Origin of the sequence: Xanthomonas sp. NCPPB 3005 (genome assembly GCF_041228095.2) — a bacterium.
In the GTDB taxonomy this organism is placed as follows: domain Bacteria; phylum Pseudomonadota; class Gammaproteobacteria; order Xanthomonadales; family Xanthomonadaceae; genus Xanthomonas_A; species Xanthomonas_A bonasiae.
In genome coordinates this window covers 5394135-5420731 of sequence record NZ_CP166096.2, presented here as the reverse complement: position 1 = coordinate 5420731, position 26597 = coordinate 5394135, and the positions used below count along the sequence as shown (strand labels likewise).

The following is a 26597-nucleotide window of genomic DNA, read 5'->3' as shown; positions in this document are numbered from 1 at the left end:
CGGGAGCCACCGCCGACGCCGTCGCCGATGCCGCACAGGACCACGGCAACGACCTCCCACCAAGCGCTTACGCGACCTTGCCGACAGATGCAAGCCAACGTCTAGTTAACAGCTTCACACGGTGTGTCGGTATTCTGGCGCCCATGCGATCCATCCCCCGCCTCGCCCTGCTCTTGTCCTTGCTGTCGCTGGCCGGCCTCGTCCAGGCGCGCGGCACGATTGAAAAAGTCCAGATACAAGGCCTGGACAAGGACGACGACGCGGCGATGATCGAGAACATCGAAGTCTCGCTGTCGCTGTACCAGGCCATCGGCAAGGTCCAGGGCGAATCGCGCCTGGAGTACCTGCTGAGCCAGGCCGAGCGGCAGACCCGGCAGGCGCTGGAGCCGTTCGGCTACTACACCCCGACCATCACCGTCGAGGCGCCGCGCAACGACGACAAGCTGACCGTCACCCTGCACGTGGACAAGGGCGAGCCGGTGCGGGTGCGCAACTTCCATGTTGGCATCACCGGGCCGGCCGAGGACGACCGCTACCTGGGCGAGGACCTGCAGAAGTTCCATCCCAAGGCCGACGAGGTCTTCGACCACACCACCTACGAGACCAGCAAGGTCACCATCACCCGGCGCCTGGCCGAGCGCGGCTACTTCGATGCCGACTTCACCCAGCGCCGGGTCGAGGTGACCCGCGCCGACCATGCCGCCGACATCGACCTGAGCTGGGACAGCGGGCGCCGCTACAACATGGGCGCGATCCGCTTCCACCAGGACTATTTCAACCAGGACCTGTTCGATCCGCTGGTGTACTGGGACGAAGGCAGCTACTACCACGAGGGCAAGCTGGACCGGCTGCGCGAGTCGCTGGTCAAGCTGGACTATTTCAGCACCGTCGACATCCAGCCCAAGCCCGAAGAGGCCGACGCCGACGGCAACGTGCCGGTCGACGTGAACCTGACCCGCGCCAAGCGCAGCATCTACACCAGCGGCATCAGCTACGGCAGCGAGAGCGGCGCCGGCGTGCGCCTGGGCGTGGACCGCCGCTACGTCAACGCGCGCGGGCACAAGCTCAGCACCCAGCTGGACTACGCGCAGAAGCGCAAGAGCCTGATCACCAGCTACCGGGTGCCGGCGTTCCGCTGGCTCGACGGCTGGTACACCGCCTCGATGCGCGCCTACGACGAGCAGACCGACTACATCGATCTGCGCAACCTCAAGCTCACCGGCAGCCGCAGCGGCGAGATCAACGAGCACTGGACCGCGATCGCCTCGCTCAATGCGCTGCGCGAGCGCTGGCGCTACGCCACCGACGAGGTGTTCGACAACGCGCTGTACCAGTATTCCACGCTGGTCTATCCGCAGATCGAAGCCGACTACGTTGGCGTGGACGACAAGGTATTCCCGCGCAAGGGCTTCAGCGGCAACCTCAGCCTGCGTGCCGGCGCCGAAGGGCTGGGCTCGGACGCCAGCTTCACCCAGGCGCACATGCGCCTGAGCTGGTTCCAGGGACTGGGCGAGAACAGCCGCCTGCTCCTGCGCGGCGAAGCCGGCAGCACCTGGACCAACGCGCTGGTGGCGATGCCGCCGAGCCTGCGCTTCTTCGCCGGTGGCGACAACAGCATTCGCGGCTACGCGTTCCGCGAAGTCGGCCCGCGCACCCCCAAGCCCGACCGCTTCGCGCTCGGCGCCAAGCACGTGCTCACCGGCAGCGCCGAATACGAGCACTACTTCAAGGGCGGCCCATGGGGCGGCGCGGTGTTCGTCGACAGCGGCAGCGCGTTCGACGATACCCCGGACTGGCACACCGGCGTCGGTTTCGGCGTGCGCTGGCGCTCGCCGGTGGGACCCGTGCGGGTGGACATCGCGCACGGCTTGAACGATCCGGACTCGCAGTTCCAGCTCTATCTCAACATCGGAGCCAACCTGTGAGCGCGACCGGCCCCGCCACGCCCGCGACGCCGCCGCGGCGCCCGCGCTTCTACCGGCGCAAGCGCTTCTGGTGGGGTTCGGGACTGACCATCGCCGGGCTGGGTTTGCTGGCCTTGCTGGCGGTGTACTGGCTGCTGCAGACGGTGGCCGGGCGCGACGTGCTGCTGGCGCAGGTGGTGGCGCGGCTGCCGGCCGGATCCTCGCTGACCTGGGAGCGCGCCGAGGGCCCGCTGGCCGGCCCGCTGATCCTGTACAACCTGGATTTCCGCTACGACCAGATCCACTTCACCGCCGAGCGCGCCTACCTGGATCCGGACATCCGCCCGCTGCTCGGGCGCAAGCTGCAACTCGACACGCTGCAACTGAAGAACGCCACGCTCAACCTGGCCAAGAGCGACGAGCCGTTCGAGCTGCCGAGCTGGCCGCAGTCGCTGCCGCAGATCGAAGTGCCGCTGGCGCTGCAGGCCGATCGCATCCTGATCAACGGACTGCGCATCACCCAGGCGCAGCAGCCGATGATCGATATCCACACGCTGAGTGGCGGCATCGAAGTGGCCAACGGCGAATTTCGCGCGAAGCGCCTGGTCGTGACCAGTGACCGCGGCGACTTCCGCGTCGATGGCGATTACGTGCCGGCGCAGGACTACAAGGCCAATCTCACCGCGAGTGCGGTATTGCCGGCTGCGCGCGGACGCACGCCGGCGCGGCTGGGCCTGATCGCGCGCGGCAACCTGGACAAGATGGAAGTGGCGATCGCCGGCAACGCGCCCGCGCCGCTGCGCGCCACCCTGGTGTTCACCGGCCGCACCGATCCCACCTGGCAGTTCGCGGCGAGCAGCAAGGCGCTGGACCCGTCGCTGTTCGTGCCGCCCGGCGCCGCCGCGGCCCCCGCCAGCGAGCCGATCGCGTTCGACCTGAGCGCCTCCGGCAAGGGCGGCGACGCCAAGCTGCAGGGCCAGCTCGCGTACGGCGAACAGAAGGTCACGCTGGACCCGTCCAACGTGCGCCTGGACAACCAGGTGCTCACCGTCGCGCCGCTGCAACTGCGCGCCTTCGACGGCCAGGCGCGGCTGCGCGGCACCGCCGACTTCCGCGATCCGAACAACGCCACGTTCCGCTTCTCGGTCAATGCCAGCGGCCTGAATTTCGCCACTGCGCCGGATCCGTCCACACCGGATGCGCCGGCCGTGCCGATCAAGCTGGTCGACGCCAATCTCGGCCTGGCCGGCACGCTGAAACAGTGGGCAACCTACGGCGAAGCTACCGTATCGCGCGGCAAGGACAGCGCAGAACTGCACCTCGATGTGCGCGGCGACGACCAGCACGCGCAGCTCAAGCAGGTGCAGGCGAAGATGCCCAGCGGCACGCTCGACCTCGGCGGCGAAGTGGCCTGGGTACCGGAATTGAGTTGGGATGTGAACGCCAAGCTGGCCGGCTTCGATCCCGGCTATTTCGCGCCGGGCTGGGACGGCAACCTGTCCGGCCAGTTCGCCTCCAAGGGCAAACAGTTGCCGGCGCATGCCGACGGCAGCGCCGCCGGCTACCAGGCCAGCCTCGACGTGCCGCGTTTGAACGGCAAGCTGCGCAGCCGCCCGCTCGACGCCAACGGCACCTTCGCGCTGCAGGGCGAACAGGGCGAAGGCAAGCTGCAACTGGCGTTGGGCGACAGCCGCGTGCAGGCGCAGGGCAAGGTCGGCGACCAGCTCGACATCGAGGCGCAACTGCAGCCGCTGCAATTGGCTGATTTGCTGCCCGGCGCCACCGGCAGCCTGCGCGGCAGCGTGCAGGTCAAGGGCCGCCGCGATGCGCCCGACCTCACCGCCGACCTCACCGGCAACGGCCTGAAGTGGGACAGCTATGGCGCCGACAGCGTCAGCCTGCGCGGGCGCCTGCCGTGGCGCGGCAGTGGCGGCGAACTGGCGCTGCGCGGCAGCGCGATCAGCGCCGGCGTGGTGCTCGAGACAGTGCGCGTGGATGCGCGCGGCGCGGTGGAAAACCTGCAGCTCGATGCCGACACCCACAACGACATGGGCGCACTCGCCTTCGCCGGCCAGTTACGCCGCGACGGCGCGCGCTGGCAGGGCGGCCTGAACACGCTGCGCGTGGCGCCGGCCAAGGGCGAGCCATGGCAACTGCGGCAACCGGCCACGTTCGCCATCGCCGGCAGCGCATTCACCCTGTCCGACACCTGCCTCGGCGCGAACGGTGGCGGCGCGCTGTGCCTGGCCGCCAACTGGCCCAAGCAGGGCCTGACCGTGCGCGGCGACGCGCTGCCGCTGTCGCTGGTGCAGCCGTGGCTGCCGCCCAACAGCGGCCGCAAGATGTACCTGCGCGGCGAACTCACCCTCGACGGCAGCTTCAAGCCGGCCGGCAACGCCTGGCAGGGATCGCTGCGCCTGGCCTCGCCGGAAGGCGGCCTGCGCCTGGGCGACAACGCGCGCGGCGAACTGGTGCGCTACGACCAGTTCAGTTTCGTCACCGACTTCACCGCCCAGCACATCCACTCCAAGCTTGGCGTCGGCTTCAAGGGCGACGGCTTCATCGACGCCACCGTGGACACCGGCTGGGATGCGTACGCGCCGCTCACCGGCGAGATCTACATGAACATGTCGCGGCTGTACTGGATGGAGCTGTTTTCGCCCGATCTGGTGCGGCCCAAGGGCCTGGTCGAAGGCCACGTCAGCCTGCGCGGCACGCGCTCGCAGCCGTCGATGGGCGGCAACGCCACGCTCAGCGACTTCACCGGCGAACTGCCGGCGCTGGGCCTGACCCTGAGCGAAGGCAAGGGCCGCTTCGACGCGCAGCCGGACGGCTCGGCGCGCATCGTCGCCTCGGTCAAATCCGGCGAAGGCACGCTCAACGTCGACGGCGGCCTGTCGTGGTACGGCGACACCACGCCGCTGCAGTTGAACATCCGCGGCACCAACGTGCTGGTGTCCAATACTGCCGAGTTGCGCGCGGTGGCCAACCCCGACCTGCAGTTCGGCATCGCCAACAAGACCATGAAATTGAACGGTCAGGTCACCGTGCCGTCGGCAGATATCGACCTGGAGCGGCTCGACCGCGGCACCTCGGTGTCCGAGGACGTGGTGGTGCTGGATCCGGCCGACCCTGAAGAAGCGCCGAGTTCGCCGCTGGAGATGGACCTGCGCGTGGTGCTCGGCGAACAGGTCAAGATGGCCGGCTTCGGCCTGAAGGGCGCGCTGACCGGCGCCATGCAGGTGCGCTCGCGCCAGGGCCGCGAGATGACCGCCACCGGCGGCCTGGACGTCAGCGGCCAGTACAAGGCCTACGGCCAGGACCTGACCATCACCCGCGGCCAGCTGACCTGGAGCAACAACATCGTCTCCGACCCGCGCATCAACATGCGCGCGCAACGCAAGGTCGGCGACGTCACCGCCGGCATCGACGTCACCGGCCGCGCCACCGCCCCGCGCGCCGACGTGTGGTCGGACCCGTCGATGTCGCAATCCGAAGCGATGTCGTACCTGGTGCTGGGCCGCAGCCTCAGCAACGCCAGCAGCGACGAAGCCGACCAGGTCACCGCCGCGGCCAGCGCGCTGTCGGCGGGCAGCGGTATCCTCGCCTCGCAACTCGGCGCCAAACTCGGCTTCGACGACGCCGGCGTCAGCCAGTCGCGCACCCTCGGCGGCTCGGTGGTCGGTTTCGGCAAATATCTATCGCCGAAACTCTACGTCAGTTATGGCGTGTCGCTGATCGGCAGCGGTTCGGTCTTGACCCTGAAATACCTGCTCGGCCGCGGTTTCGACGCGGAGGTGGAATCGAGCACGGTGGAGAATCGTGGGTCGCTTAATTGGCGGAAGGAGAAGTAGGGTTCCTTCCTGGTGCTTGCGCCTCGGATGTCGGTGTGTTGAAGGTGATTAGTCTGCTGTCGGGACTTGCCCAGTAGAGTTATAGGGACGAGTTGATCGGTAGCACTGAGCCGGAGTTCGGGAAGTTGGAGCCGGCTCGCTGTGCAAGCCACTTAGAGCTCAGTGATATGATCGAAACACGTTTTGCAACCAGAACATTCCAGCTGTAGGACTATCGCGTTAGCCATGGGCTGCTGCTTGTTCGAAGCCCGCAAAGCACGGATGAACCCAGGAATGTCGATGTAATTTGCACAGGTGTTGAATATCTTGCCTTACCGCGGTTCATGCGCGGGCTGGAGCTTGCGGAGCCTACGTTGGATGAGCTTCAACACTTGGCGGACATGCTCGGCAGAGAGGTTGCTGGATCGTCAGTTGCAATTTTTGTTTCTTCCGGGCGCCGGTTCCCGGTTGTTGCAGCTGGCTTTAAGGTTGAAGAGAACAAAAAACAGATATTCGACAACGGTCTTGAGGCGTGAAGTGATTTTGACTTCGTCGTCCGTGTGTCCGGTTGCGCAACTGCCGTACCTCTAGAGTGCATATCGCCCTCTTGGTTCGGTTGATGGGTGAGCTTGCTCGCGCTGATCCAAGAGCGGTCCCATCTACGGGTTTCATATGCGGCTACGAGTACGGGGTCGGTTGCCGCGAACGCAACGCCCGGCTAAGGTCACGGTCACTGCATCTCCATGACATCCGCATGTCCAAACCCAACGCACTTGCCGCCTCGCTCACCCTAGGCCTCGCCCTCACCGCCACCGCCCATGCCGACGAAGGTATGTGGATGCCATCCCAACTGCCGGAGCTGGCCAAGCCGCTGCGCGAGGCGGGGTTTCGTGGGGATCCGCGCGATCTGGCGGCGGTGACGCAGCCGCCGTTGAGTGCGGTGGTGAAGGTCGGGGGTGGGACCGGGGCGTTCGTGTCGGGCGAGGGGTTGTTGCTGACCAACCACCATGTGGCCTATGGGGTGATCCAGTACAACACCTCGGCCAAGGAGAATCTGATCGAGCACGGCTTCATCGCCAAGGATCGCGGCGACGAGCGGGCGGCCAATCCGGATTTTCGGGTGCTGGTGACGGTGGGCTTCGACAAGGTCACCGACGCCGTGCTGGGGCGGGCCAAGGGCAAGACCGGGCGCGCCTACTTCGATGCGGTGGATGCGGCGAGCAAGCGCATCGTGGCCGATTGCGAGCGCGAGGGCGGGGTGCGCTGCAGTGTCGCCAACATGTATTACGGCACCGACTTCTACCGGATCCGCCAGCTGGAGCTGCGCGACGTGCGCCTGGTGTATGCGCCGCCGCGGTCGATTGGCAACTACGGTGACGAGATCGACAATTTCATGTGGCCGCGGCACAGCGGCGATTTCACCCTGCTGCGCGCCTACGTCGGCAAGGACGGCAAGCCGGCCGACTACAGCGCCGACAACGTGCCGTACCAGCCGCCGGCGCACCTGCAGATCGCCACGCAGGGGCCGAAGGCCGGGGACTACGCGATGCTGGCCGGGTATCCGGGCATCACCTACCGGCATCGCACGGCGGCGGAGTTCGACGAGCAGGTGAACGGGGCGTTGCCGCAGCGGGTGGCGGTGTTCGACCAGATGATCGCGGTGATCGAGGCGGCAGGAAAATCCGATGCGGAGGCGCGCACGCGCTATGCGGCGCAGCTGCAGTCGTTGAAGAACAATCGCAAGCGCGCGGCCGGCGAGCTGGAAGGCATGCAGCGCAGCGATGCGGTGCGGCTGCGCGGTGAGGACGAGCGCGCCATGCTGGCCGCCACGCATGGAGACAACGCGCGCGACATCGCGGCCTTGCAGTCGCTGCTGGCCGAGGCATCGGCGCTGCGCGAGCGCGATCTGCTGCTTGCCTTGGTCGGTACCCAGACCCAGTTGCTGCGTTCGGCGTTGACGCTGGAGCGGCTGCGGGTGGAGTCGGCCAAAGCCGACGATCAGCGCGAGACCGGCTACCAGCAGCGCGACCAGGCGCTGATCGAGGGCATGCTGAAGCAGGTGCAGCGGCGCTATTCGCCCGCGGTGGAAAAGGCGCTGCTGAGTGCACTGCTGACCCGCTACCAGCGGTTGCCCGATGCGCAGCGCGTACCCGAATTCGATACTGCCTTCGGGCGCACGCCGGCGCAGTTGCAGCAGGCCTTGGACAAGCTCTATGCCGGGACCAGGCTGGGCGAGGAGGGCGAGCGCCTGTCGCGCTTCGCCGCCGCGCGCGAGGGCAAGCCGGTGGCGGCCGATCCGCTGACGGCGTTGGCCGCGGCGCTGGTGCCGGCGCAACTGCGCCTGGAGAACGAGCGCAAGACGCGCGAGGGCGAGCAGTTGCGCCTGCGTCCGGCCTACATGCGTGCGCTGTTCGCCTGGCGCAAGCAGCAGGGGCGGGCGGTGTATCCGGATGCCAACAGCACGTTGCGCGTCAGCTACGGACGGGTCGAGCCGCTGGCCCCGCGCGATGCGGTGAGCTTCGCCCCGGTGACCACGGTGGCCGGCATCGTCGAGAAGAACACCGGCCAGGAGCCGTTCGATGCGCCCAAGCCGCTGCTCGCGGCGATCGCGAAGGGCGATTTCGGCAGCACCGTGGATGCGCAGCTGAAGACGCAGCCGGTGAATTTCCTGACCAACCTGGACACGACCGGCGGCAATTCGGGTTCGCCGGTGCTCAACGCGCGCGGCGAGCTGATCGGGTTGAATTTCGACAGCAACTGGGAGGCGGTCAGCGCCAGCTGGTGGTACGACCCGCGCTACAAGCGTGCGATCCATGTGGACATGCGCTACCTGCGCTGGTTGCTGGCCAAGGTCTATCCGGCGCCGCAGTTGCTGCAGGAGTTGCGGTTGCCTGCGGAATGAGTAAGGCCGTGCCCGGCAAGTGCCGGGCTTGGTGCTCCACAGTGATGCCGGCGGCCGGAGTGCGGCGCGCGGCATTTGGATGGAGCAGCGTGCATCCGGGTGCGGCGCCATGCGCGGTGGTCCGTCGCCGGCCAGGCGGTGCCGTGGTGCGCGCGCTACGATCCGCGCGTTTCTGCGCGCATGCTGATCTGCACGCGCCGCAACGTTCTTCACGGGCGTCCCGGTAGGTTGTGGCGATGTTGCCGACACCGCTGCCGCGCACGTTCTACGCCCGCGACGCGCGCCTGGTGGCGCCGCAACTGTTGAACAAGCTGCTGATCGCCGACGACGGCCGCTGCGGTCGCATCGTCGAGGTCGAGGCGTACTGCGGCGCAGAGGATCCGGCGGCGCATTCGTTCCGCGGCATGACCCCGCGCACGCAGGTGATGTTCGGGCCGCCCGGCCATCTGTACGTCTACTTCATCTACGGCATGCATTGGGCGCTCAACGCGGTCTGCGGCGGCGCGCCCGGGCATGCGGTGCTGATCCGTGCGCTGGCGCCGGTCGCAGGAATCGAGGCGATGCAGTTGGCGCGCGGCGTGGGACGTATCGCCGATCTCACCCGCGGGCCCGGCCGGCTGGCAAAGGCGCTTGGTGCTTCGGGTGCGGACAACGGGCTGGATCTGACCCAGGCCAGCTCGCGCCTGTGGCTGGGCGAGGATGGCACGCCTCCACCTGCGGATCCGGTCGCCACGCCGCGTATCGGCATCAGCAAGGCCACGGAGGCGTTGTGGCGTTGGTATGTGCCTGGCGATCCGAACGTGTCGGGGCCTGCGCTGCCGGGAGCGAAGCGCAGTGGCACGCGCGCGAGCTGACGGGGCGCGTTGGGTCCACGCATGCCGGCGCATGGCGCGGCGGGACAGGCGGGAACCGGCAAGGCGTCGGGACTGAAGTCCCTCCCACAGTGCACCCGTCGAGCTGGCCGCGAGTGCCCTTGTAGGAGCGGCTTCAGCCGCGACGAGCAAAGCGGCGGGGTTGCCGCGACCGGAAGGCGTCGGGACTGAAGTCCCTCCCACAGTGCACTCGTCGAGTTGGCGGCGAGTGCCCTTGTAGGAGCGGCTTCAGCCGCGACGAGCGAAGCGGCGGGGTTGCCGCGACCGGAAGGCGTCGGGACTGAGGTCCCTCCCACAGTGCCCCCATCGAGTTGGCGGCGAGTGCCCTTGTAGGAGCGGCTTCAGCCGCGACGAGCGAGGCGGCGGGGTTGCCGCGACCGGAGGGTGTCGGGGCTGAATTCCCTCCCACAGTGCACCCATCGAATTGGCCGCAAGCGCCTTTGTAGGAGCGGCTTCAGCCGCGACGAGCGAAGCTGTGGGGTTGCCGCGACTGGACGGTGTCGGGACTGAAGTCCCTCCTACAGTGCACCTCGCCCCTCAGCGAATTCGATGCAGTTCCCTATGCGAGCAGTTGGAGCAGCAACCAACCAAGCGACTCGATCGCGACCGCCAAAATGAGACGAGAGACGCGTTACACCACGGCGACGTTCGCACCGCCAGGCCCGCCATCCAGCTGCGCAATCGCATCCGCCACCACCGCGTCGAACGGCGCGTCCACATCTACCGAGACCACGTCCGTCTCCTCCAGCGGCAGCTCCAGCGTATCGATCTGACTCTGCAACAGGCCTGGCGGCATGAAGTGACCGCTGCGCCGTGCCAGGCGTTCGGCGATCACATGCGCGGCCGCATGCAGGAACACGAAACGCATCGGCACGCCGCTATCGCGCAGCTGCTGCCGGTGAACACGGCGCAACCCGGAAAAGGCAAGCACGACGCTTTGGCCGGCATCGATCGATTGGCGCAGGCGCAGCGCCAGCGCCGCCACCCACGGCACGCGCTGCGCATCGGTGAGCGGCACGCCGCGCGCCATCTGCGCCTTGGCCTCGGCGCTGTGGAAATCGTCCGCGTCCAGGAACGCGAGGCCGTAGTGCGCGGCCAGCGCCTGCGCGACGCTGGTCTTGCCGCTGCCGGAAATGCCCATCACGACGATGGCTTCGCTGCGCTGCGGCACGGAATTCTGGGATGTTGCGTCCATCACGAGCGGTTATACCTTGCACGGGGTTTGGCATGATGCGCGCGTCGGCGTTGGCGATGCGCGCAGCGTGGTGTAGCGTCGGCACGCCACGATCAGCGGAACGTGCCTGGCGCCGTTCCATCATCGCATGACCACCCGACAGGATCGCCGATGCCCACACCGCCGCAACGCGCCGATGCCCCGCTGCGCTGGACCGAGAAGGTCGGTTACGGCATGGGCGACATGGGCTTCAATTTCTACTGGGCCAACATCTCCGCATTCCTGCTGATCTTCTATACCGACACCATGGGCCTGCCGGCGGCGGCGGTGGGCACGATGATCCTGCTGACCAAGGTGGTCGATGCGGTCACCGATCCGCTGATGGGCGCGATCGCCGACCGCACCCGCTCGCGTTGGGGCAAGTTCCGCCCCTACCTGCTGTTCGCCGCGCTGCCGATGGCCGCCAGCGGCGTGCTGGCCTACACCACGCCGGATCTGGGCCAGGGCGGGCGGCTGGTCTGGGCCTACGTCACCTTCGGTCTGATGATGCTGATGTACACGGTGATCAGCATCCCGTATTCGGCGTTGTCGGGGGTGATCACCGCCGACAGCCAGCAGCGCACCACGCTGATCAGCTTCCGCTTCATCGCCGCTTTCGCCGGCACCACGCTGGTCAACTACGCCACGCTGGACATGGTGCGCTGGTTCGGCAACGGCGACGACGCGCAGGGTTGGCAGCGCACCATGCTGGTCTATGGCATCGCCGCGGCGGCGCTGTTCGCGATCGTGTTCGCGACCACGCGCGAACGCGTGCAGCCGCTGCCGCAGCCGCGCACGCCGGTGCTGCAGGACATTGCCGATCTGCTGCGCAATCCGCCGTGGCGGGTGCTGTTCGCGTTGGCGTTGATCATCATGATCACCATCGTCATGCGTGCCGGCGCCGGCGTGTACTACTTCAAGTACTACGTCGGCCGCCCCGACCTGACCGGCTGGTTCCTGGGCAGTTATTCGATAGCGCTGGCGGTGGGCGCGGCGGCCACGCCGCTGCTGACCCGGCTGTGCGACAAGCGCCGGCTGATGATGTGGCTGATGGCGGTGGTCGGCGTGCTCAGCTGCGCGATGTTCTTCATCCCGCGCGAGGCGATCTGGGCGCTGTTCGCGATCAACCTGCTGATCGGCCTGGCGCTGGGGCCGAAATCGCCGCTGGCGTTCTCGATGTACGCCGATACGGCCGACTACACCGAATGGAAGACCGGGCGCCGCGCCACCGCGATGACGTTCTCGGCGGCGACGTTCTCGCAGAAGCTCGGCGGCGCGCTGGCCTCGGCCTGCATCGCGTGGATGCTGGCGGGCATGGGCTATGTGGCCAACCAGGCGCAGAGCGATGCCTCGCAGCTGGGCATCGTGCTGCTGCTGACGGTGATCCCCGGTGCGGTCGCGTTCCTGGCGGCGTGGACGATGCGGTTCTATCCGCTCGACGATGCGGCGCTGTTGCGTATCCAACAGGAACTGGCCGCGCGCAAGCGCGTCGCGGAGGAGGCAAGCGCATGAGCGTTGGCAATGAGGCATCCCGCGAGGCAGCCGATCTGCTGGCGCCCAGCGCCGACGGCGAACGCTACGAGCTGCATAGCGCGACGGCCCTGCCCAATGCCGGCGGCTTCCTGTGGAACCGGCGGATGATGATCCAGGCCACCTGCCGCGGCTACGCCACCGCGCAGTTCATGCAGCCGGAGCCGGCCAAGTACGCGCATGCGCCGAACCTGGAGGCCAGGACCTTCATGCAGCCGGAGCAGCCGTACTACGCGCATCATCCGGGGCGCTTCTTCTATCTCAAGGACGAGGACAGCGGTGCGGTCTATTCGGTGCCGTACGAGCCGGTGCGGGCGACGCCGCAGGCGTTCCGTTTCTCGGTCGGCAAGCGCGACATCGCCTGGTGCGTGCGTTACGCCGAGATCGAGGTGGAGGTGCGCCTGCAGTTGCCGGTCGATGACACGGTCGAGCTGTGGCAGTGCCAGGTGCGCAATCTGGACGGGCGCGCGCGGCGGATCGCGCTGTATGCGTATTTCCCGGTCGGCTACATGTCGTGGATGCACCAAAGCGGCGAGTACCGCGCCGACCTGGGCGGCATCGTGTGCCGCAGCGTCACGCCATACCAGAAGGTCGAGGACTACTTCCGCAACCGCGACTTCAAGGACTGCACCTTCCTGCTGCACGAGCAGGCGCCCGATGCATGGGATGCGCGGCAATTGGCGTTCGAAGGCGAGGGTGGCCTGCACGCGCCGAGCGCGGTGCTGCAGCCGCGGCTGGGCGGCAGCGATGCGCGCTACGAAACGCCGACGGCGGCCTTGCAGTACTGCCTGACGCTGCAGCCGCAGCAGGAACAGACGTTGCGTTTCCTGTTCGGCCCGGCACGCGACGATGCGGAGATCGCTGCGCTGCGGCAGCGCTATCTGTCCGCTGCCGGCTTCGCCGAAGCGGCGGCCGCGTACAGCGATTACTTGAACGAGGCGGCCGGCTGCCTGCACATCGCCACGCCCGATCCGTGCCTGGACAACCTGGTCAACCACTGGCTGCCGCGGCAGCTGTTCTATCACGGCGACGTCAACCGCCTGACCACCGATCCGCAGACCCGCAACTTCCTGCAGGACCACATGGGCATGAGCTTCCTGCGCCCGCAGACCGCACGTGCGGCGCTGCTGCATGCGCTGTCGCAGCAGGAAGCCAGCGGCGCGATGCCGGACGGCATCCTGCTGATCGAGGGCGCAGAGCTGAAGTACATCAACCAGGTGCCGCATACCGACCATTGCGTGTGGCTGCCGGTGTTCCTGTCGGCGTACCTGGACGAGACCGGCGATGCGGCGCTGCTCGACGAGGTGGTGGTCGGTGCCGACGGGCACGGCGCCAGCGTCGCCGAGCGGCTGGACGCGGCGATGCGCTGGCTGCTCGGCGCGCGCGACGCGCGCGGGCTGAGCTACATCGCGCAGGGCGATTGGTGCGATCCGATGAACATGGTCGGCCATCGCGGCCGCGGCGTGTCCGGCTGGTTGTCGGTGGCCACCGCCTACGCGCTGCAGCTGTGGGCGACGCTCTGCGAACGCCATGGCCGCCAGGCGCAGGCGGCGGCGTTTCGCTCCGGCGCGGACGAGGTCAACGCCGCGGTCAACCGCGAACTGTGGGACGGCGACTGGTATGCGCGCGGCATCACCGACGACGGCGTGCGTTTCGGCATCAAGGACGATGCGGAGGGCCGCATCTATCTCAATCCGCAGAGCTGGGCGTTGCTCGCGGGTACGGCGGATGCGGAGCAGCGCAAGCGTTTGCTGCAGGCGGTCGATGCGCAGCTGGACACGCCGTACGGGCCGACCATGCTGGCGCCGCCGTATACCGCGATGCGCGAAGACGTTGGCCGGCTTACGCAGAAGCATCCGGGTTCGGCGGAGAACGGTTCGGTCTACAACCACGCCGCCGCGTTCTACCTGCATGCGCTGTACGCGATCGGCGACGCCGACCGTGCCTGGCGCGTGTTGCGCGCGATGATCCCGGGGCCGGACCTGGCCGACTACCTGCAGCGCGGGCAGTTGCCGGTGTTCGTGCCGAACTACTACCGCGGCGCCTGGCGCGAGCTGCCGCGTACCGCCGGCCGTTCCAGCCAGTTGTTCAATACCGGCACCGCGGCGTGGCTGTACCGTTGCCTGATCGAGGGCCTGTTCGGGCTGAAAGGCGAGGGCGAGGCGCTGTGCGTGCGCCCGCAGTTGCCGTCGCACTGGAGGCAGGCGACGGTGCAGCGTCGGTTTCGCGGGGCGGTGTTGGAGGTGCGCATGCAGCGCGCTGCGGGGTGTGTTGCGCCGCAGGTCAGTGTGGATGGGCGGGTGCTGGACGTTGCGCGGATCGAGGGCATCGAGAGCGGCCGCCGTTATCGGGTCGAGGTGATGTTGCCGGAGAGGTGAGGGCGGCTCGGGCGATCGGGCTGCGGATGGTGTCTGGTCGCGGCTGAAGCCGCTCCTACACTGGGCCCAGTGGCATGCCTGCTCCTGTAGGAGCGACTTCAGCCGCGACAGGACGGCGCGCTATGCCCGTGCCTCATCCGCGGTGTCGATCAGGTCCTGCCATTGCAGCCGGGTGCTTGCCGCATCGTCGCTTTCCAGCAGGGCGCGGCGCGCGGCGCGGCGCATCGCGCGGCTGATCCAGGTCTGCAGGTCGCGGCCGGAGCGGCCTTCGCTGCGCTCGGCCAGCCAGGTGGCCGCCTCTGTTGCGTCGAATGCCAGCGGCTTGCCGTGCAACAGGCGCGCGACGATCGCGCTGCGTGCGGCGCGGTCGGGCAGGCCGATCTCGATCTGCCGGTCCAGCCGCGACAGCAGCGCCGGGTCGATCGCCGCGGCATGGTTGCTGGCGGCCAGCAGGAACACCTGCCCGGCCTGGCTGGCGACGCCGTCCAGTTCCTGCAGCAGCTGGCCGACGATCTCGCGGGTCAGCGCATCGTCGCCGTCGGCGCCGCGCGCCGGGGCGACGATGTCGATCTCGTCGACGAACACGATGCACGGCGCCTGCGCGCGGGCGCGCTCGAACGCGGCCTGCACGCGCTGGCCCGACTGGCCCAGGTAGGCGGCCTTGAGGTCGGCGCCGGTCAGGGCGATGAAAGCCAACCCCGACTGGCTGGCCAGGATCCGCGCGAGCTGGGTCTTGCCGGTGCCGGGCGGGCCGTACATCAGGATCCCGCGCGGCACCGGCACGCCCAGCGTGGCCAGCGTCTCGGCATTGCGCAGTTCCTTGCCCAGGCCGACGAATTCCTCGATCACCGGTGCCGGCAGCACGATGTCGTTCCAGTCCAGCGGCGTCACCCGGGTGGAGCCCTTGCCGCGCAGCAAGCGCAGTTGCGCCAGCAGCGCGTCGCCGTCGAGTTCGCCGTCCATGCACTCGGCGGCGACCCGCGCCACCAGCGTGTGCAGGTCGCGGCCGGACAGGCCGCTGCTGTCGGCGACCACGCGCGGGTCCAGCGCCAGCGCGAAGCCGGCGCGTTGCAGTTCGCCGCCGAGGATGCGCGCGCGCGCATCGGCATCCGGCAGGCCGATGCCGATGCTGGCGGTGAAGCGCGACATCACCGCGTCGTCGAGCAGTCCGGGACGGTTGGTCGCGCCGATCACCAGCACCTGGCCGCGCGCCTCGTGGAAGCCGTCCCATTCGGCGAGGAAGGTCTGCACCAGCTCGGCGCCGAAGCTGTCGCTGTCCACGCCGCCGCGGCGCGCGAACACGCTTTCGCATTCGTCGATGAACAGGATCGCCGGCGCCTTGGCGCGGCAGCGCTGCCAGATCGCCTGCACCTTGGGGCCGGTGTGGCCGACGTGCGCGGCCTTCAGGTCGGCCACGCCCAGCGCTTCGAAATGGCAGCCGGCATGGCGCGCCAGCTTGCGCGCGATCAGGGTCTTGCCGGTGCCCGGCGGTCCGTGCAGCAGCATGCCCTTCGGCGCCGGCGTGCGCCCGGACACGAACAGGTCCACCAGCTTCAGGATCTGGTCCAGGGTGGTGTCGGGCAGCGCCACGTCGGCCCAGTGGCGGTGGATGGCGTCCATGCTCTGCAGCCGCTGTTGCAGCATGCGCTGCTGGCTGCGCGCTTCCATCCACGCGTCCACGTGCCGGTGCAGCTCGGCGATCGGCTGCGATTCGGCCGCCGCGTTCGTCGCCACGGCCAGCGCCAGGGCGTGCAGCTGCGCCTGCGCCTCGGCATCCAGCTCGGCGGCGATCGGGATCAGTGCCGCGGGGTGGGACGCGTCCGGCAACACCAGCAGCGCCTGCACCTGCGGCTCCGGTTCGGCACCGTCGTGCAGCGCCAGCATGCGCGCGCCGAACAGGTCGCCGTGCGCCGCGGCGATCTGCCAGCGGCCCTGCAGTTCGCGCTGCGGCCATGGCGCGCGGGTGACGCGGTACGGAAAGGCGGCGTCGTGGCGGCTGTCGCTGGCGAACTGCAGCAGCGCCAGCGGCCGTTGCGCGAAACCGTTCAACCGCGCGCGTTCGTCGTGGCTGACATGCCGGGCCAGCAGTTGCGCGCCGCCGATCACCAGCAGCGCATACGCCAGCAGCGACGGCAGCACGCGCTGCAGCAGCTGCAGGGTGTCGCGCTGCATGCCCAGATGGCGCCACCAGTCCAGATAGCCGCGCGCGTCGCCGAGCCAGTGCGCGCTCATCCATGGCAGCGCCAGCAGCAGGAAGGCGAGCAGCGCCAGCCGCCAGCGCCAGTCCGGCAGCAGCGGGCGCAACAGCAGTGCCGGCCACCACGCGCGGCGGCGTTCGCGGCGCAGCACCGCGCTCGCGGCCTGCGCGGCCTGCGCGACGAAATCGCGGCGGATCGTGGCCACGGCCTGTTCCACCGCCGGCAGATGCCGCTCCACCTCGGCCTCGGCAGCGGCCTGCCGCGCCTGCGCCTGCTGCAACTGGGTCTGCAGCCGCAGCCGTTGCTGCTGCAGATAGCTCGCCCGCGACTCGACTGGGACGGACGACATCAGCGTGGGCGGGTGTGGGTGTTCACCGCACGGATCTTAGCGTGTCGCACCCGCGTCACTGCGCCGCCGCTGCACTGCGGCACATGGCCCCTCTCCCGCTGGGAGATGGGGTGGGGTGAGGGGACGACCGCCGCGGCCCACGGCGGCGCCGCGCGTGCGCACGCGCTCACGCGCGCTGCGTGTCCGGCGCGGCGAACGCGCGCGTCCACAGCAGCGGATCGCTGCCGTCGAGCAGCACCCAGCCTTGCGCGCGCGCGCGCACCGGATCCGCCAGCACCTGTTGCGGCGTGACCGCCACGTCGCCCGGCGTGCCCCACAGCCCGGCCCAGGCGTTGCCGCCGGCGTGGCCGGCCGCCTGGACCGCGCATTCGGCCAGCGCCACGGTGTCCTGCAGGCGCGCATCGGGCCGGCGGAACAGCGGGAACGGCGCTGCGCCGACCGACACCGTCAACGGCAGCAGTTCGCCCTGGCCGGCTTCCACGCGCAGGCGTTCGACCGCACCGCGCAGGTGCGCGGCCAGCGCGAACGCGGCCGCCGCGGAGGTGTCCGCGCGCACCACCAGGAATTCCTCGCTGCCCCAGCGTGCGATCAGGTCGCCGGCATCGCAGCTCTCGCGCAGGCAGCCGGCCAGCGCCAACAGCGCGTGGTCGCCGGCGGCATGGCCGTAGCGCGCGTTCAACTCCTTGAATCCATCCACGTCGACCAGCAGGAGCGCACAGCGGCCGTCGGCCTCGCGCTTGTCCCGGCTCGGCGCGGCGAACAGCGCCTGCATCCGGCGTTCGGCTTCCGGCCTGTTCAGCAGCCCGGTCAGCGGATCGAGCAGGCTGCGTTCGGCCTCGCGGCGCTGGCGGCGGCGGTACAGGATCGCCAGGGCGACGCCGAGCGCCAGCACCAGCGCCAGGCCGATCGCGATGCGGCCGGCGTTGTCGGCGCGTGCCGCGCCCGTGTCGGCGATCGGCGGCAGCTTGCGCGCCGCATCGGCCTGCAGCTTGGCCAGCGAGACCAGGGTTTCGGCGCGTGCCTTGTCGCGGTCCATCGCGCGCGCCTGCTGCGCGTAGTGCGCCGCGGCGTCGGCATTGCCCAGCGCGGCATGGATTTCGCTGATCAGGTCCAGTCCGTTGCGGATCTCCGCGACGAAGCGGCTGCGCTCGGACAGCGTCTGCGCTTGTTCGGCGTAGACCAGCGCGTCCTTGGCCCGACCCTGGTCCAGGCGCAGCCGCGCCAGGCGTTGCAGCGTCACTGCGGCGCCTTGCGGATCGCCGTCGGCCTGCTGCCAGTACAGCGCTTTCTGCAACATCGGCTCGGCACGCTCGGCGTGGCCGCCGGCGCGTTGGATCTCGCCGCGGTGGCTGGCGATACGGTGCAGGAACAGGTCCTGGTTGGTCAGCTTGACGGCCACCGCGGTAGCGCGATCGAAGGCGGCGTCGGCCTCGTCGTAACGCTTGAGCATCAGCAGCGCGTAGCCGTAGTTGTAGTACAGCATCATGTCGGCCTGCGCCGGCGGCCGTTGCAGCTGTTCGGCCAGGGCGATGGCCTGGCGGAAGTAGTGCAGCGCGCCTTCCGAGTCGTCCAGCGCGTCGCCGCGCATCAGCGCGATGCCGGCCAGCGCGCCGATCTGCGCGACGGTGTCGCCGCTGCGCTGCGCATCGGCCTGAATCTGCTCCAGCAGTTTCAGCGCACGCGTCAACTGGCCGCCCTGCTGCAGCAGCGCCGCCGCCTGCAGGCGGCCGCCGTTACGGACGAGCGGCGGCAACCCCGGTGTCTGCAGCAATGCCAGCAAGCGCTCGGTGGTCGCCGCCGCCTGCGTGCTGTCGCCCAGCATCTGCTGCGCGGTGGCCAGGCAGCCGGTCGCCCGCACCTGCACCGGTACCGGCAGGCCGGGCATGGTCAGCAGGTCGTTGGCGATATCCCGCGAGGCGCTCGGCTGCTGCGCAATGCTGGTTTGGCAGCGCCGCAGCTGCGGTTCGTACGGATCGGCGCCGGGAACGGTCTGTGCCAGCACCGGACTTGCCAGCAGGCCTGCGGCCACGAACACAGCCCGGCCCAGGCCGGTGAACAAGGGAAACGTCATCGATTTGTAATCCAGGCGCGTCGAGCGGCGGAATCGGCCCGTGCAGCATGCGCGGCAACCTGCAGGTCCAGGGCCGCGTCGCATCCAGCGGGAAGACGGAGGTGGCTAATATAGCCGCAGTCCGCGTCCGCCTGCCGGCGGCGCTCCCGCCATTGGCCCGCGCATGCCCGACCTGCCTACGCCCCAGCGTTCCGCCGACCCGCCCGCCGCTGGCCCGCTGGCGTGCGCGTTGCGTTGGTGGCGTGCGATCCCGCTGGCCGACCGCGTCGACCGGCGCAACGCGGCGATGCTGCAGCTGGTACTGGTGTTCGTGGGCCTGTATCAGCTGATCGCGATGCTGATGGCATGGTGGCGGGCCGGCGCAGCCATCGACTCGGTCGCGTTGTGGTTGGCGGGATTCAATGCGCTGGCGATGTGGGTGTGCTTCGCGCTGTTGCGGCGTGGCGCGTTCCTGTGGGCGGCGCGGCTGTTCGTGGTGGTGAGCCTGGCGCTGCTGACCGTGGGCTATGCGCGTTGGGGGCTGGAAGCGCAACTGCGCGGCCAGCTCGGGCAGCTGCTGCCGGTACTGATCGGCGGGCTGTTGCTGAGCCGGCGCGCGCTCTGGGGCGCGGTGGCGTGGCTGGCATTGGTGGTCGCGCTGGGCGCATGGCGCGATGCGGCACGCATGTTCTTCCTGCCGTCGCTGTGGCCGCGGGTCCTGGAAGTGGCGGTGGGCAGCCTGGTCGGCTTCGTGGTGGTCGCACTGGTGCTGGACCAGTCGGTGGCGGCCCTGCGCGACAGCCTGGCGCTGGCGCGCAAGCGCGGCAACGACCTGGCCCGCTCGCGCGACCGGCTGCAACTGGAGATGCAGGAAAAGGAGCGTTCGCGCGACCAGCTGGTGCACGCGCAGAAGATGGAGAGCGTCGGCCGCCTGGCCAGCGGCGTCGCGCACGATTTCAATCATCTGCTCAGCCTGATCATGGGCTATGCCGCGCGCGCGCGGCGCAGCGACGATCCGCAGCAGCTCAAGGCCGCGCTGCAGGGGGCCGATGCGGCGGCGCGGCGCGCGGCGGCGGTGACCCGCAAGCTGCTGGATTTCAGCCGCCAGGAAGCGACGCGGCTGGAGGTGTTCGAACCGGCCGAGACGATCGCCGGCATGCGCCCGATGTTCGACCAATTGTTCGGCCTGGGCGTGCAGGTGCGCCTGCACCTGCACGAGGCGCCGTGCCCGGTGCGCTTCGACCGCGCGCAGCTGGAACTGATCCTGCTCAATCTCGCCGCCAACGCGCAGCAGGCGATGCCCGAGGGCGGGCAGTTCGAGCTGACCCTGGCGCCGCGGCCCGATGCCACCCTGGAGATCGCGGTGCGCGACAGCGGCCACGGCATGAGCGAGGACGTGCGCGCGCGCTGCCTGGAGCCGTTCTTCACCACCAAGCCCAGCGGGCAGGGCACCGGCCTGGGGCTGGCGGTCAGCGCCAACCTGATCGCCGCGGCCGGCGGCGCATTGCTGGTGGAGAGCGCGCCCGGGCAGGGCAGCGTGTTCCGCCTGCGGTTGCCGCTGCACGCCGGCGCGACGGCGGTCTCGTGAGCGGCGGCGAGCTAGACTGCGGCGAACGCACCGGGGACGTCGCCCTTGGTTTCTAGCTGGATCCTGCTGCTGGTGTCGGTCGGCTACGCGGCGCTGCTGTTCGCAGTGGCGTGGTGGGGCGATCGGCGGCCGCTGTACCCGGAGCGGCCGTGGCTGCGCCCGGCGGTGTACAGCCTGGCGCTGGCGGTGTACTGCTCGTCGTGGACGTTCTACGGCGCGGTCGGCAGCGCGGTGCGCAACGGCGCCGGCTACCTGCCGATCTACCTGGGTCCGCTGCTGATGCTGCTGTTCGGCTGGCGCATCGTCGAACGGCTGGCGCTGATCGCGCGCAGCGAGAACACGGTGTCCATCGCCGACTTCATCTCCTCGCGCTACGGCCGTTCGCGGCGCCTGGCGGCGCTGGTGGCGGTGATCGCGCTGATCGGCGTGGTGCCGTACCTGGCGTTGCAGTACAAGGCGGTGGCGATGAGCCTGCAGGTGCTCAGCGGGCAGTCCAGCGCCGGGGCGCCGTTCTACGCCGATCCGGCGTTGTACGTGGCGCTGCTGATGGCGCTGTTCGCGACCTTGTTCGGCACCCGCCAGGTGGACGCCACCGAACACCACCACGGCATGATGCTGGCGATCGCGCTGGAATCGGTGGTCAAGCTGCTGGCGATGGTCGCGGTGGGCGTGTTCGCCTACGTATGGTTGAGCGGCCGCGACGGGCAGGTACTGCAGTCGGCACGCACGCTGTTCCAGAACACGCCGCCGGTCGGCTTCATCTCGCAGACCCTGCTCAGCTTCCTGGCCATCGTGTGCCTGCCGCGGCAGTTTCACGTGGCGGTGGTGGAATGCAGCGACATCGGCGACATCCGCAAGGCGCGCTGGCTGTTCGGGCTGTACCTGGTGGTGATCTCGGCGATGGTGGTGCCGATCGCGTCGGCCGGCATCGCCCTGTTCGGCCATTCCGGCGAGGTGGCGCGCGACAGCATCGTGCTGGCGCTGCCGTTGGCCGAGGGCCGCACCGCGCTGGCGCTGGTCGCCTACGTGGGCGGGTTCTCCGCCGCCACCGGCATGGTCATCGTCTCCAGCATCGCGCTGGCGACGATGATCAGCAACGACCTGGTGATGCCGGTGCTGTTGCGCCGGCGCGGGCACCAGGCGGCCGGCGCCGACGTCGCCTCGCGGGTGTTGTGGATCCGCCGCCTGGCGATCCTGCTGCTGGCGCTGATCGCCTACGGCTACTACCGCAGCAGCAGCAACGACAGTTCGCTGGCCTCGTACGGGCTGATGGCCTTCGCCGCGGTGGCGCAGTTCGCGCCGGGTGTGATCGGCGGGCTGTACTGGCGCGGCGCCAGCCGCAAGGGCGTGGAGACCGGCATGGTGCTGGGCTTCGGCACCTGGATCTACACCTTGCTGCTGCCGGCGCTGACCCAGGCCGGCTGGCTGGCGCCGGGATGGCTGCACGACGGGCCGTTCGGCATCTCCTGGCTGCGCCCGCAGCAGCTGTTCGGCATGAGCGGCTGGGATCCGCTGGCGCACGGCACGTTCTGGTCGCTGCTGCTCAACGTCGGCACGATGATGCTGGTGTCGGCGCGCTGGCGCCCGGGCCTGGACGAGCGGCTGCGCGCGGCGCCGTTCCTCGAGCCGTATTCGCAGCGGCCGGCAGTGGCCGGCGACTGGCTCGGGCAGGTGCAGGTGGTCGATCTGCAGGCGCTGGCCGAACGCATGGTCGGCGAACGCCACGCCCGCCGCGCCTTCGCCGAACAGGCGCAACTGCTCGGCCGCGAGCCGCAGCCCAATGCGGTGGCCGACCGCGTCTGGGTGCAGTTCACCGAACGCCTGCTCGCCGCCTCGATCGGCGCGGCCTCGGCGCGGCTGGTGTTGACCAGCCTGCTGCGCGGCTCGGGCATGGACCTGGGCGAAGTGGTGGCGGTGCTCGACGAGGCCGGGCAGGAGCTGCGCTTCAACCGCGAGATCCTGTCCACCACGCTGGAGAACATCAGCGCCGGGGTCAGCGTGGTCGATCCGGCGATGCGCCTGACCGCGTGGAACCGGCGCTACCAGCAGATGTTCGGCTACCCCGACGGCATGCTCTACGTCGGCCGCCCGGTCGCCGACCTGATCCGCTACAACGCCGAGCGCGGCGAACTGGGCGAAGGCCGCATCGAGGACCAGATCAGCCGCCGCATCGCGCATCTGCGCGCCGGCACCTCGCACGTGTTCGAGCGCACCCGCAGCGACGGCAAAGTGATCGAGATGCGCGGCCAGCCGCTGCCCGGCGGCGGCTACGTGACCAGCTACAACGACATCACCGACTACAAACGTGCCGAGCAGGCGCTGCTGGAAGCCAACGAGACGCTGGAGCAGCGCGTGGCCGACCGCTCGCGCGAGGCCGAACTGGCACAGCAGTCCAAGACCCGCTTCCTGGCCGCGATCAGCCACGACGTGCTGCAACCGCTCAACGCGGCGCGGCTGTTCGCCTCCGCCTTGCGCGAAGCGCACCAGAACGAGGAGCAGCGGCATCTGGCCGAGCGCGTGGACGCCTCGCTGCGTGCGGCCGAGGAACTGCTCGACGGCCTGCTCGACGTGTCGCGGCTGGACGCCGGCGGCATGCGCCCGACGATCGAGGACTTCGACGCCAGCGTGCTGCTGCGCGAACTGGCCGCGCAGTACACCCCGGTCGCCGCCAGCCGCGGCCTGCGCATGCATGTCTACGCGCGGCCGATCTGGGTGCGCAGCGACCGCCGCCTGCTGCGCCGCGTGCTGCAGAACTTCCTCGCCAATGCGCTGCGCTATACCCGCCAGGGCCGCATTGTGCTGGGCATGCGCGGCCGCGGCGCGGCGCTGGAGCTGCAGGTGTGGGACACCGGTCCGGGCATTCCCAAGCACCACATGCAGCAGATCTTCGAGGAGTTCCAACGCTACCAGCAGCCGTTCGACTGGGGCGAGCAGGGGCTGGGCCTGGGCCTGTCGATCTGCCAGCGCATCTCGCGCCTGCTCGGCCACGACCTGGATGCGCGCAGTGCGGTCGGCCACGGCAGCATGTTCTCGATCGCCGTGCCGCGGGTGGCACCGGTGCCGCAGAAGCAGCAGCGGCAGCAGCGCAGTGTCGCCAGCAGCGACTCGCTGGTCGGGCTGCGCGTGCTGTGCGTGGACAACGATCAGGAAATCCTCGACGGCATGCGCGCGCTGCTCGGCCGCTGGCAGGTGGAGGTGATCTGCGCCAGCACCGTGGACGAGGCGCTGCTACTGGCGGCGCGCGCGCCCAACGTAATGCTGGTGGACTACCACCTGCACGACCGCCTGGACGGGCTGGACACGCTGGACGCACTGCGCGAGGCGATGGTCGGCCCGGTCGCCGGCGCGCTGCTCACCGCCGACGGTCGCGACGAACTGAAACTGCAGGCCCGCGAACGCGGCTACCGGCTGCTGACCAAGCCGGTCAAGCCGGCCTCGCTGCGCGCCTTCCTCACCGCGTATCACGATCCGATCTAGAGCGATTGGCGCCGGTCGGCGCGATCGCGACAGCGCGCATTGCGCGGTCCGGCGTCGAGCATGTCGTGCGGCGAAGTTGCGTATCCGCAGTGTGTGCGTCGTTTGCCTGCGCCCGGCACGGCCTGCGTTGCGACCCGCGATCCGGCCCGGCTATGGTGGCAGCCCTTTCCGCCCGCCCGTCTGGACCGTCAGCGCATGAGCCCACCGCAAGACACCGCGATCCCGTCGCTGCCCCAATTGCTGGCGGCACTGGAGGCGGGACAGGCGCAGGCGCTGGAGCAGGGCGCGCGCCGCTACCTGCAGCACGTGCCCGGCGACGCCTTGGCCAGCAGCCTGCTGGCGATGAGCCTGCAGATGCAGGGCGATGCGGCGCAGGCGGCAGTGCTGTATCGCGAACTGACCGAACGGCAGCCGCAGGATGTGGCGCACTGGAACAACCTGGGCACCGCCTTGCGCGAGGCGCGCCGCTTCGCCGAGGCGTGGCAGGCGTATGCGCAGGCACTTACGCTGACGCCGGGCGATGCGATGCTGCACCACAATCTGGGCCTGCTGGCGATGGACGAAGGCGACTATGGCGTCGCCCGCGAGCATCTGCTGGATGCGCATGGGTTGGCGCCGGACTCGGCGCAACTGCGTGTCCACGCGGCGATGGCCTGCCACGAGTGCGGCGACTTCCAGCGCGTGGAGGCGCTGCTCGCGGACTGTGCGCAATGGCCTGCGCTGGACCCGGAGACCACGCTGGAACTGGCCTGGCTGCTGTCGCAGTCCGGCCACACCGACGCGGCCTGCGAAATGCTGCGCGCCTGCGCCGCCGGACCGATGCCGCAACCGGAGCGCGCCTGGTCGCGCCTGGTGCTGGTGCTCGAGCGGGTCAACCAACTAGACGAGGCGCGGCGGGCGGCCGCACACCTGCCGCCGCCGGAGCGGATCGAGGACGTGGACGCGCGCCACGATGCGATCAATGCGCTGGCGGTGCTGGCGATGCGCGACGGGCAGTGGGACGCCGCGTACCGGCTGCTGCGCGGCCTGCTGTCCGCCGACGCGGCCGCCGACACGCGCAAGCAGAGCAACCTGTTGTTCGCGATGGCCCGCGTCTGCGACCGCCTGGGGCGCCACGACGAAATGCTGGCGGCGTGCGCGCAGGGGCATGCCGGGCAGGTCGAGGGCGTCGCCTCGCTGGTGCCCGAGCTGCTTGCGGCGGGCGCGGCGCCGCTGCCGGTCGCGCGACGCCGCTGGGATCCGGTGCGCTACGCCGCCGCGCTGCCGGTGGCGGCGCCGCCGCGCGATGCCTCGCCGATCTTCGTGGTCGGGTTCCCGCGCTCCGGCACCACCTTGCTGGAACAGATGCTCGATGCGCATCCGAAGCTGTGCGCGATGGACGAACGGCCGTTCCTGCAAGGGCTGGCCGAGCGCAGCGAGCGCCGCGGCCTGGCCTGGCCCGATGGCCTCGGTGAGCTCGACGAGGCCGCCTGCGCGGCCCTGCGCGCCAACTACTGGCGTTCCGTACGCGGCGTGGTGCAGCTGCAGCCCGGACAACGCCTGGTCGACAAGAATCCGCTGAACCTGCTGCGCCTGCCGCTGATCCAGCGGCTGTTCCCCAACGCGCACGTGATCCTGGCGCTGCGCCATCCCTGCGACGTGCTGTTGAGCTGCTACATGCAGGCGTTCCGCTCCCCGGCCTTCGCGGTGCTGTGTTCCAGCGCGCAACGCCTGGCGCAGGGCTACGCCGATGCGATGGCGTTCTGGCTCTACCACGTCGAGCTGCTGCAACCGCGCGCGCTGGAGCTGCGCTACGAAGACCTGGTCGCCGATCCGCAGGCGCAGGTCGCGCGCTTGGGCAGCTTCCTGGAACTCGAACAACCGGAGCGGTTGCTGGAGTTCCAGCGCCATGCGCGCGCCAAGGGTTTCATCAGCACGCCCAGCTACGCGCAGGTGGTCGAAGGCATCAATCGCAAGGGTCTGGACCGCTGGCGCCCGTATCGCAAATTCTTCGAGCCGGTGCTGCCGCTGCTGCAGCCCTACCTGCAGCGCTGGGACTATCGCGTCGACTGATTCGGGCAGCCGCTTCGGCCCGCACCGGCGCCCATGGCGCCGTCCCCGTCCGCGCCTGTGGACGCACATGTTTTCGAACGGTGTAGCGATTATGCCAACCGCTGGCGCAATGCGGCACATCAAAACAACACTTTTCTTATAAAAAACTAACAAGTGCTTGACGGTCCCGATCGGCCCGCAAGTCCGAAGCATCCAACGAAGACGTCGCGCCCAGCGCGATTCGAACCGGTTCACGTCCGCGTGCACCGCTG

13 protein-coding genes are annotated in these 26597 nt (G+C 69.4%); 10 read left to right on the top strand and 3 right to left on the bottom strand.

The window, feature by feature from the left end; translation table 11 throughout:
- Positions 1-143: 143 nt before the first annotated feature.
- The 5 genes from AB8810_RS23420 to AB8810_RS23400 all read left to right on the top strand — a co-directional run bounded on the left by AB8810_RS23420 (position 144) and on the right by AB8810_RS23400 (position 9493).
- Positions 144-1925 carry an autotransporter assembly complex family protein gene (locus tag AB8810_RS23420; protein WP_369915061.1) on the top strand — a complete coding sequence of 594 codons (1782 nt, stop codon included), beginning with the start codon at positions 144-146 and terminating at the stop codon, positions 1923-1925.
- Entirely contained in the window at positions 1922-5758 is a 3837-nt protein-coding gene (locus tag AB8810_RS23415; RefSeq protein ID WP_369915060.1) for a translocation/assembly module TamB domain-containing protein, read from the top strand. The genes AB8810_RS23420 and AB8810_RS23415 overlap by 4 nt, the downstream gene beginning before the upstream one ends.
- A 353-nt stretch (positions 5759-6111) precedes the next feature.
- Positions 6112-6273 carry a hypothetical protein gene (locus AB8810_RS23410; RefSeq protein ID WP_179570061.1) on the top strand — a complete coding sequence of 54 codons (162 nt, stop codon included), beginning with the start codon at positions 6112-6114 and terminating at the stop codon, positions 6271-6273.
- 218 nt (positions 6274-6491) lie between these two features.
- A complete protein-coding gene (locus tag AB8810_RS23405; RefSeq protein ID WP_369915059.1) occupies positions 6492-8639 on the top strand; it encodes a S46 family peptidase in 2148 nt (715 codons plus the stop codon).
- A gap of 236 nt (positions 8640-8875) precedes the next feature.
- Positions 8876-9493 (top strand): DNA-3-methyladenine glycosylase, encoded by a 618-nt coding sequence (locus AB8810_RS23400; RefSeq protein ID WP_369915058.1) that lies wholly within the window; start codon positions 8876-8878, stop codon positions 9491-9493.
- 649 nt (positions 9494-10142) lie between these two features.
- On the opposite strand, the gene AB8810_RS23395 is transcribed toward AB8810_RS23400, so the two are convergent.
- Positions 10143-10706, bottom strand: a complete 564-nt coding sequence (locus AB8810_RS23395) for a gluconokinase (protein ID WP_369915057.1) — start codon at positions 10704-10706, stop codon at positions 10143-10145.
- A gap of 150 nt (positions 10707-10856) precedes the next feature.
- Between AB8810_RS23395 and AB8810_RS23390 the strand changes: the two genes are divergently transcribed.
- Positions 10857-12236: an MFS transporter gene (locus AB8810_RS23390; protein ID WP_369915056.1), complete on the top strand. Its 1380-nt coding sequence runs from the start codon at positions 10857-10859 to the stop codon at positions 12234-12236.
- Positions 12233-14632: a GH36-type glycosyl hydrolase domain-containing protein gene (locus AB8810_RS23385; protein ID WP_369915055.1), complete on the top strand. Its 2400-nt coding sequence runs from the start codon at positions 12233-12235 to the stop codon at positions 14630-14632. The genes AB8810_RS23390 and AB8810_RS23385 overlap by 4 nt, the downstream gene beginning before the upstream one ends.
- Positions 14633-14752: 120 nt before the next feature.
- On the opposite strand, the gene AB8810_RS23380 is transcribed toward AB8810_RS23385, so the two are convergent.
- Positions 14753-17179: an AAA family ATPase gene (locus AB8810_RS23380; RefSeq protein WP_369915054.1), complete on the bottom strand. Its 2427-nt coding sequence runs from the start codon at positions 17177-17179 to the stop codon at positions 14753-14755.
- A gap of 166 nt (positions 17180-17345) precedes the next feature.
- Positions 17346-19250, bottom strand: a complete 1905-nt coding sequence (locus AB8810_RS23375; protein ID WP_369915052.1) for a diguanylate cyclase — start codon at positions 19248-19250, stop codon at positions 17346-17348.
- 229 nt (positions 19251-19479) lie between these two features.
- Here AB8810_RS23375 and AB8810_RS23370 point away from each other — a divergent pair, with 229 nt between their 5' ends.
- The 3 genes from AB8810_RS23370 (at position 19480) to AB8810_RS23360 (ending at position 26346) form a co-directional block, all read left to right on the top strand.
- Entirely contained in the window at positions 19480-20817 is a 1338-nt protein-coding gene (locus AB8810_RS23370) for an ATP-binding protein (protein WP_369915051.1), read from the top strand.
- Between the two features lie 45 nt (positions 20818-20862).
- The gene (locus tag AB8810_RS23365) at positions 20863-24294 is read left to right on the top strand and encodes a PAS domain-containing hybrid sensor histidine kinase/response regulator (RefSeq protein WP_206230353.1); all 3432 of its coding nucleotides are present in this window, start codon (positions 20863-20865) and stop codon (positions 24292-24294) included.
- Between the two features lie 195 nt (positions 24295-24489).
- A complete protein-coding gene (locus AB8810_RS23360) occupies positions 24490-26346 on the top strand; it encodes a sulfotransferase (protein ID WP_369915050.1) in 1857 nt (618 codons plus the stop codon).
- Positions 26347-26597 lie beyond the last annotated feature (251 nt).

Coding starts and splice junctions, on each gene's coding strand:
- AB8810_RS23390 (WP_369915056.1), top strand. CDS start 10,857: ATGCCCACACCGCCGCAACGCGCCGATGCCCCGCTGCGCTGGACCGAG.
- AB8810_RS23375 (WP_369915052.1), bottom strand. CDS start 19,250: ATGACGTTTCCCTTGTTCACCGGCCTGGGCCGGGCTGTGTTCGTGGCC.
- AB8810_RS23395 (WP_369915057.1), bottom strand. CDS start 10,706: ATGGACGCAACATCCCAGAATTCCGTGCCGCAGCGCAGCGAAGCCATC.
- AB8810_RS23360 (WP_369915050.1), top strand. CDS start 24,490: ATGAGCCCACCGCAAGACACCGCGATCCCGTCGCTGCCCCAATTGCTG.
- AB8810_RS23385 (WP_369915055.1), top strand. CDS start 12,233: ATGAGCGTTGGCAATGAGGCATCCCGCGAGGCAGCCGATCTGCTGGCG.
- AB8810_RS23380 (WP_369915054.1), bottom strand. CDS start 17,179: ATGTCGTCCGTCCCAGTCGAGTCGCGGGCGAGCTATCTGCAGCAGCAA.
- AB8810_RS23400 (WP_369915058.1), top strand. CDS start 8,876: ATGTTGCCGACACCGCTGCCGCGCACGTTCTACGCCCGCGACGCGCGC.
- AB8810_RS23420 (WP_369915061.1), top strand. CDS start 144: ATGCGATCCATCCCCCGCCTCGCCCTGCTCTTGTCCTTGCTGTCGCTG.
- AB8810_RS23405 (WP_369915059.1), top strand. CDS start 6,492: ATGTCCAAACCCAACGCACTTGCCGCCTCGCTCACCCTAGGCCTCGCC.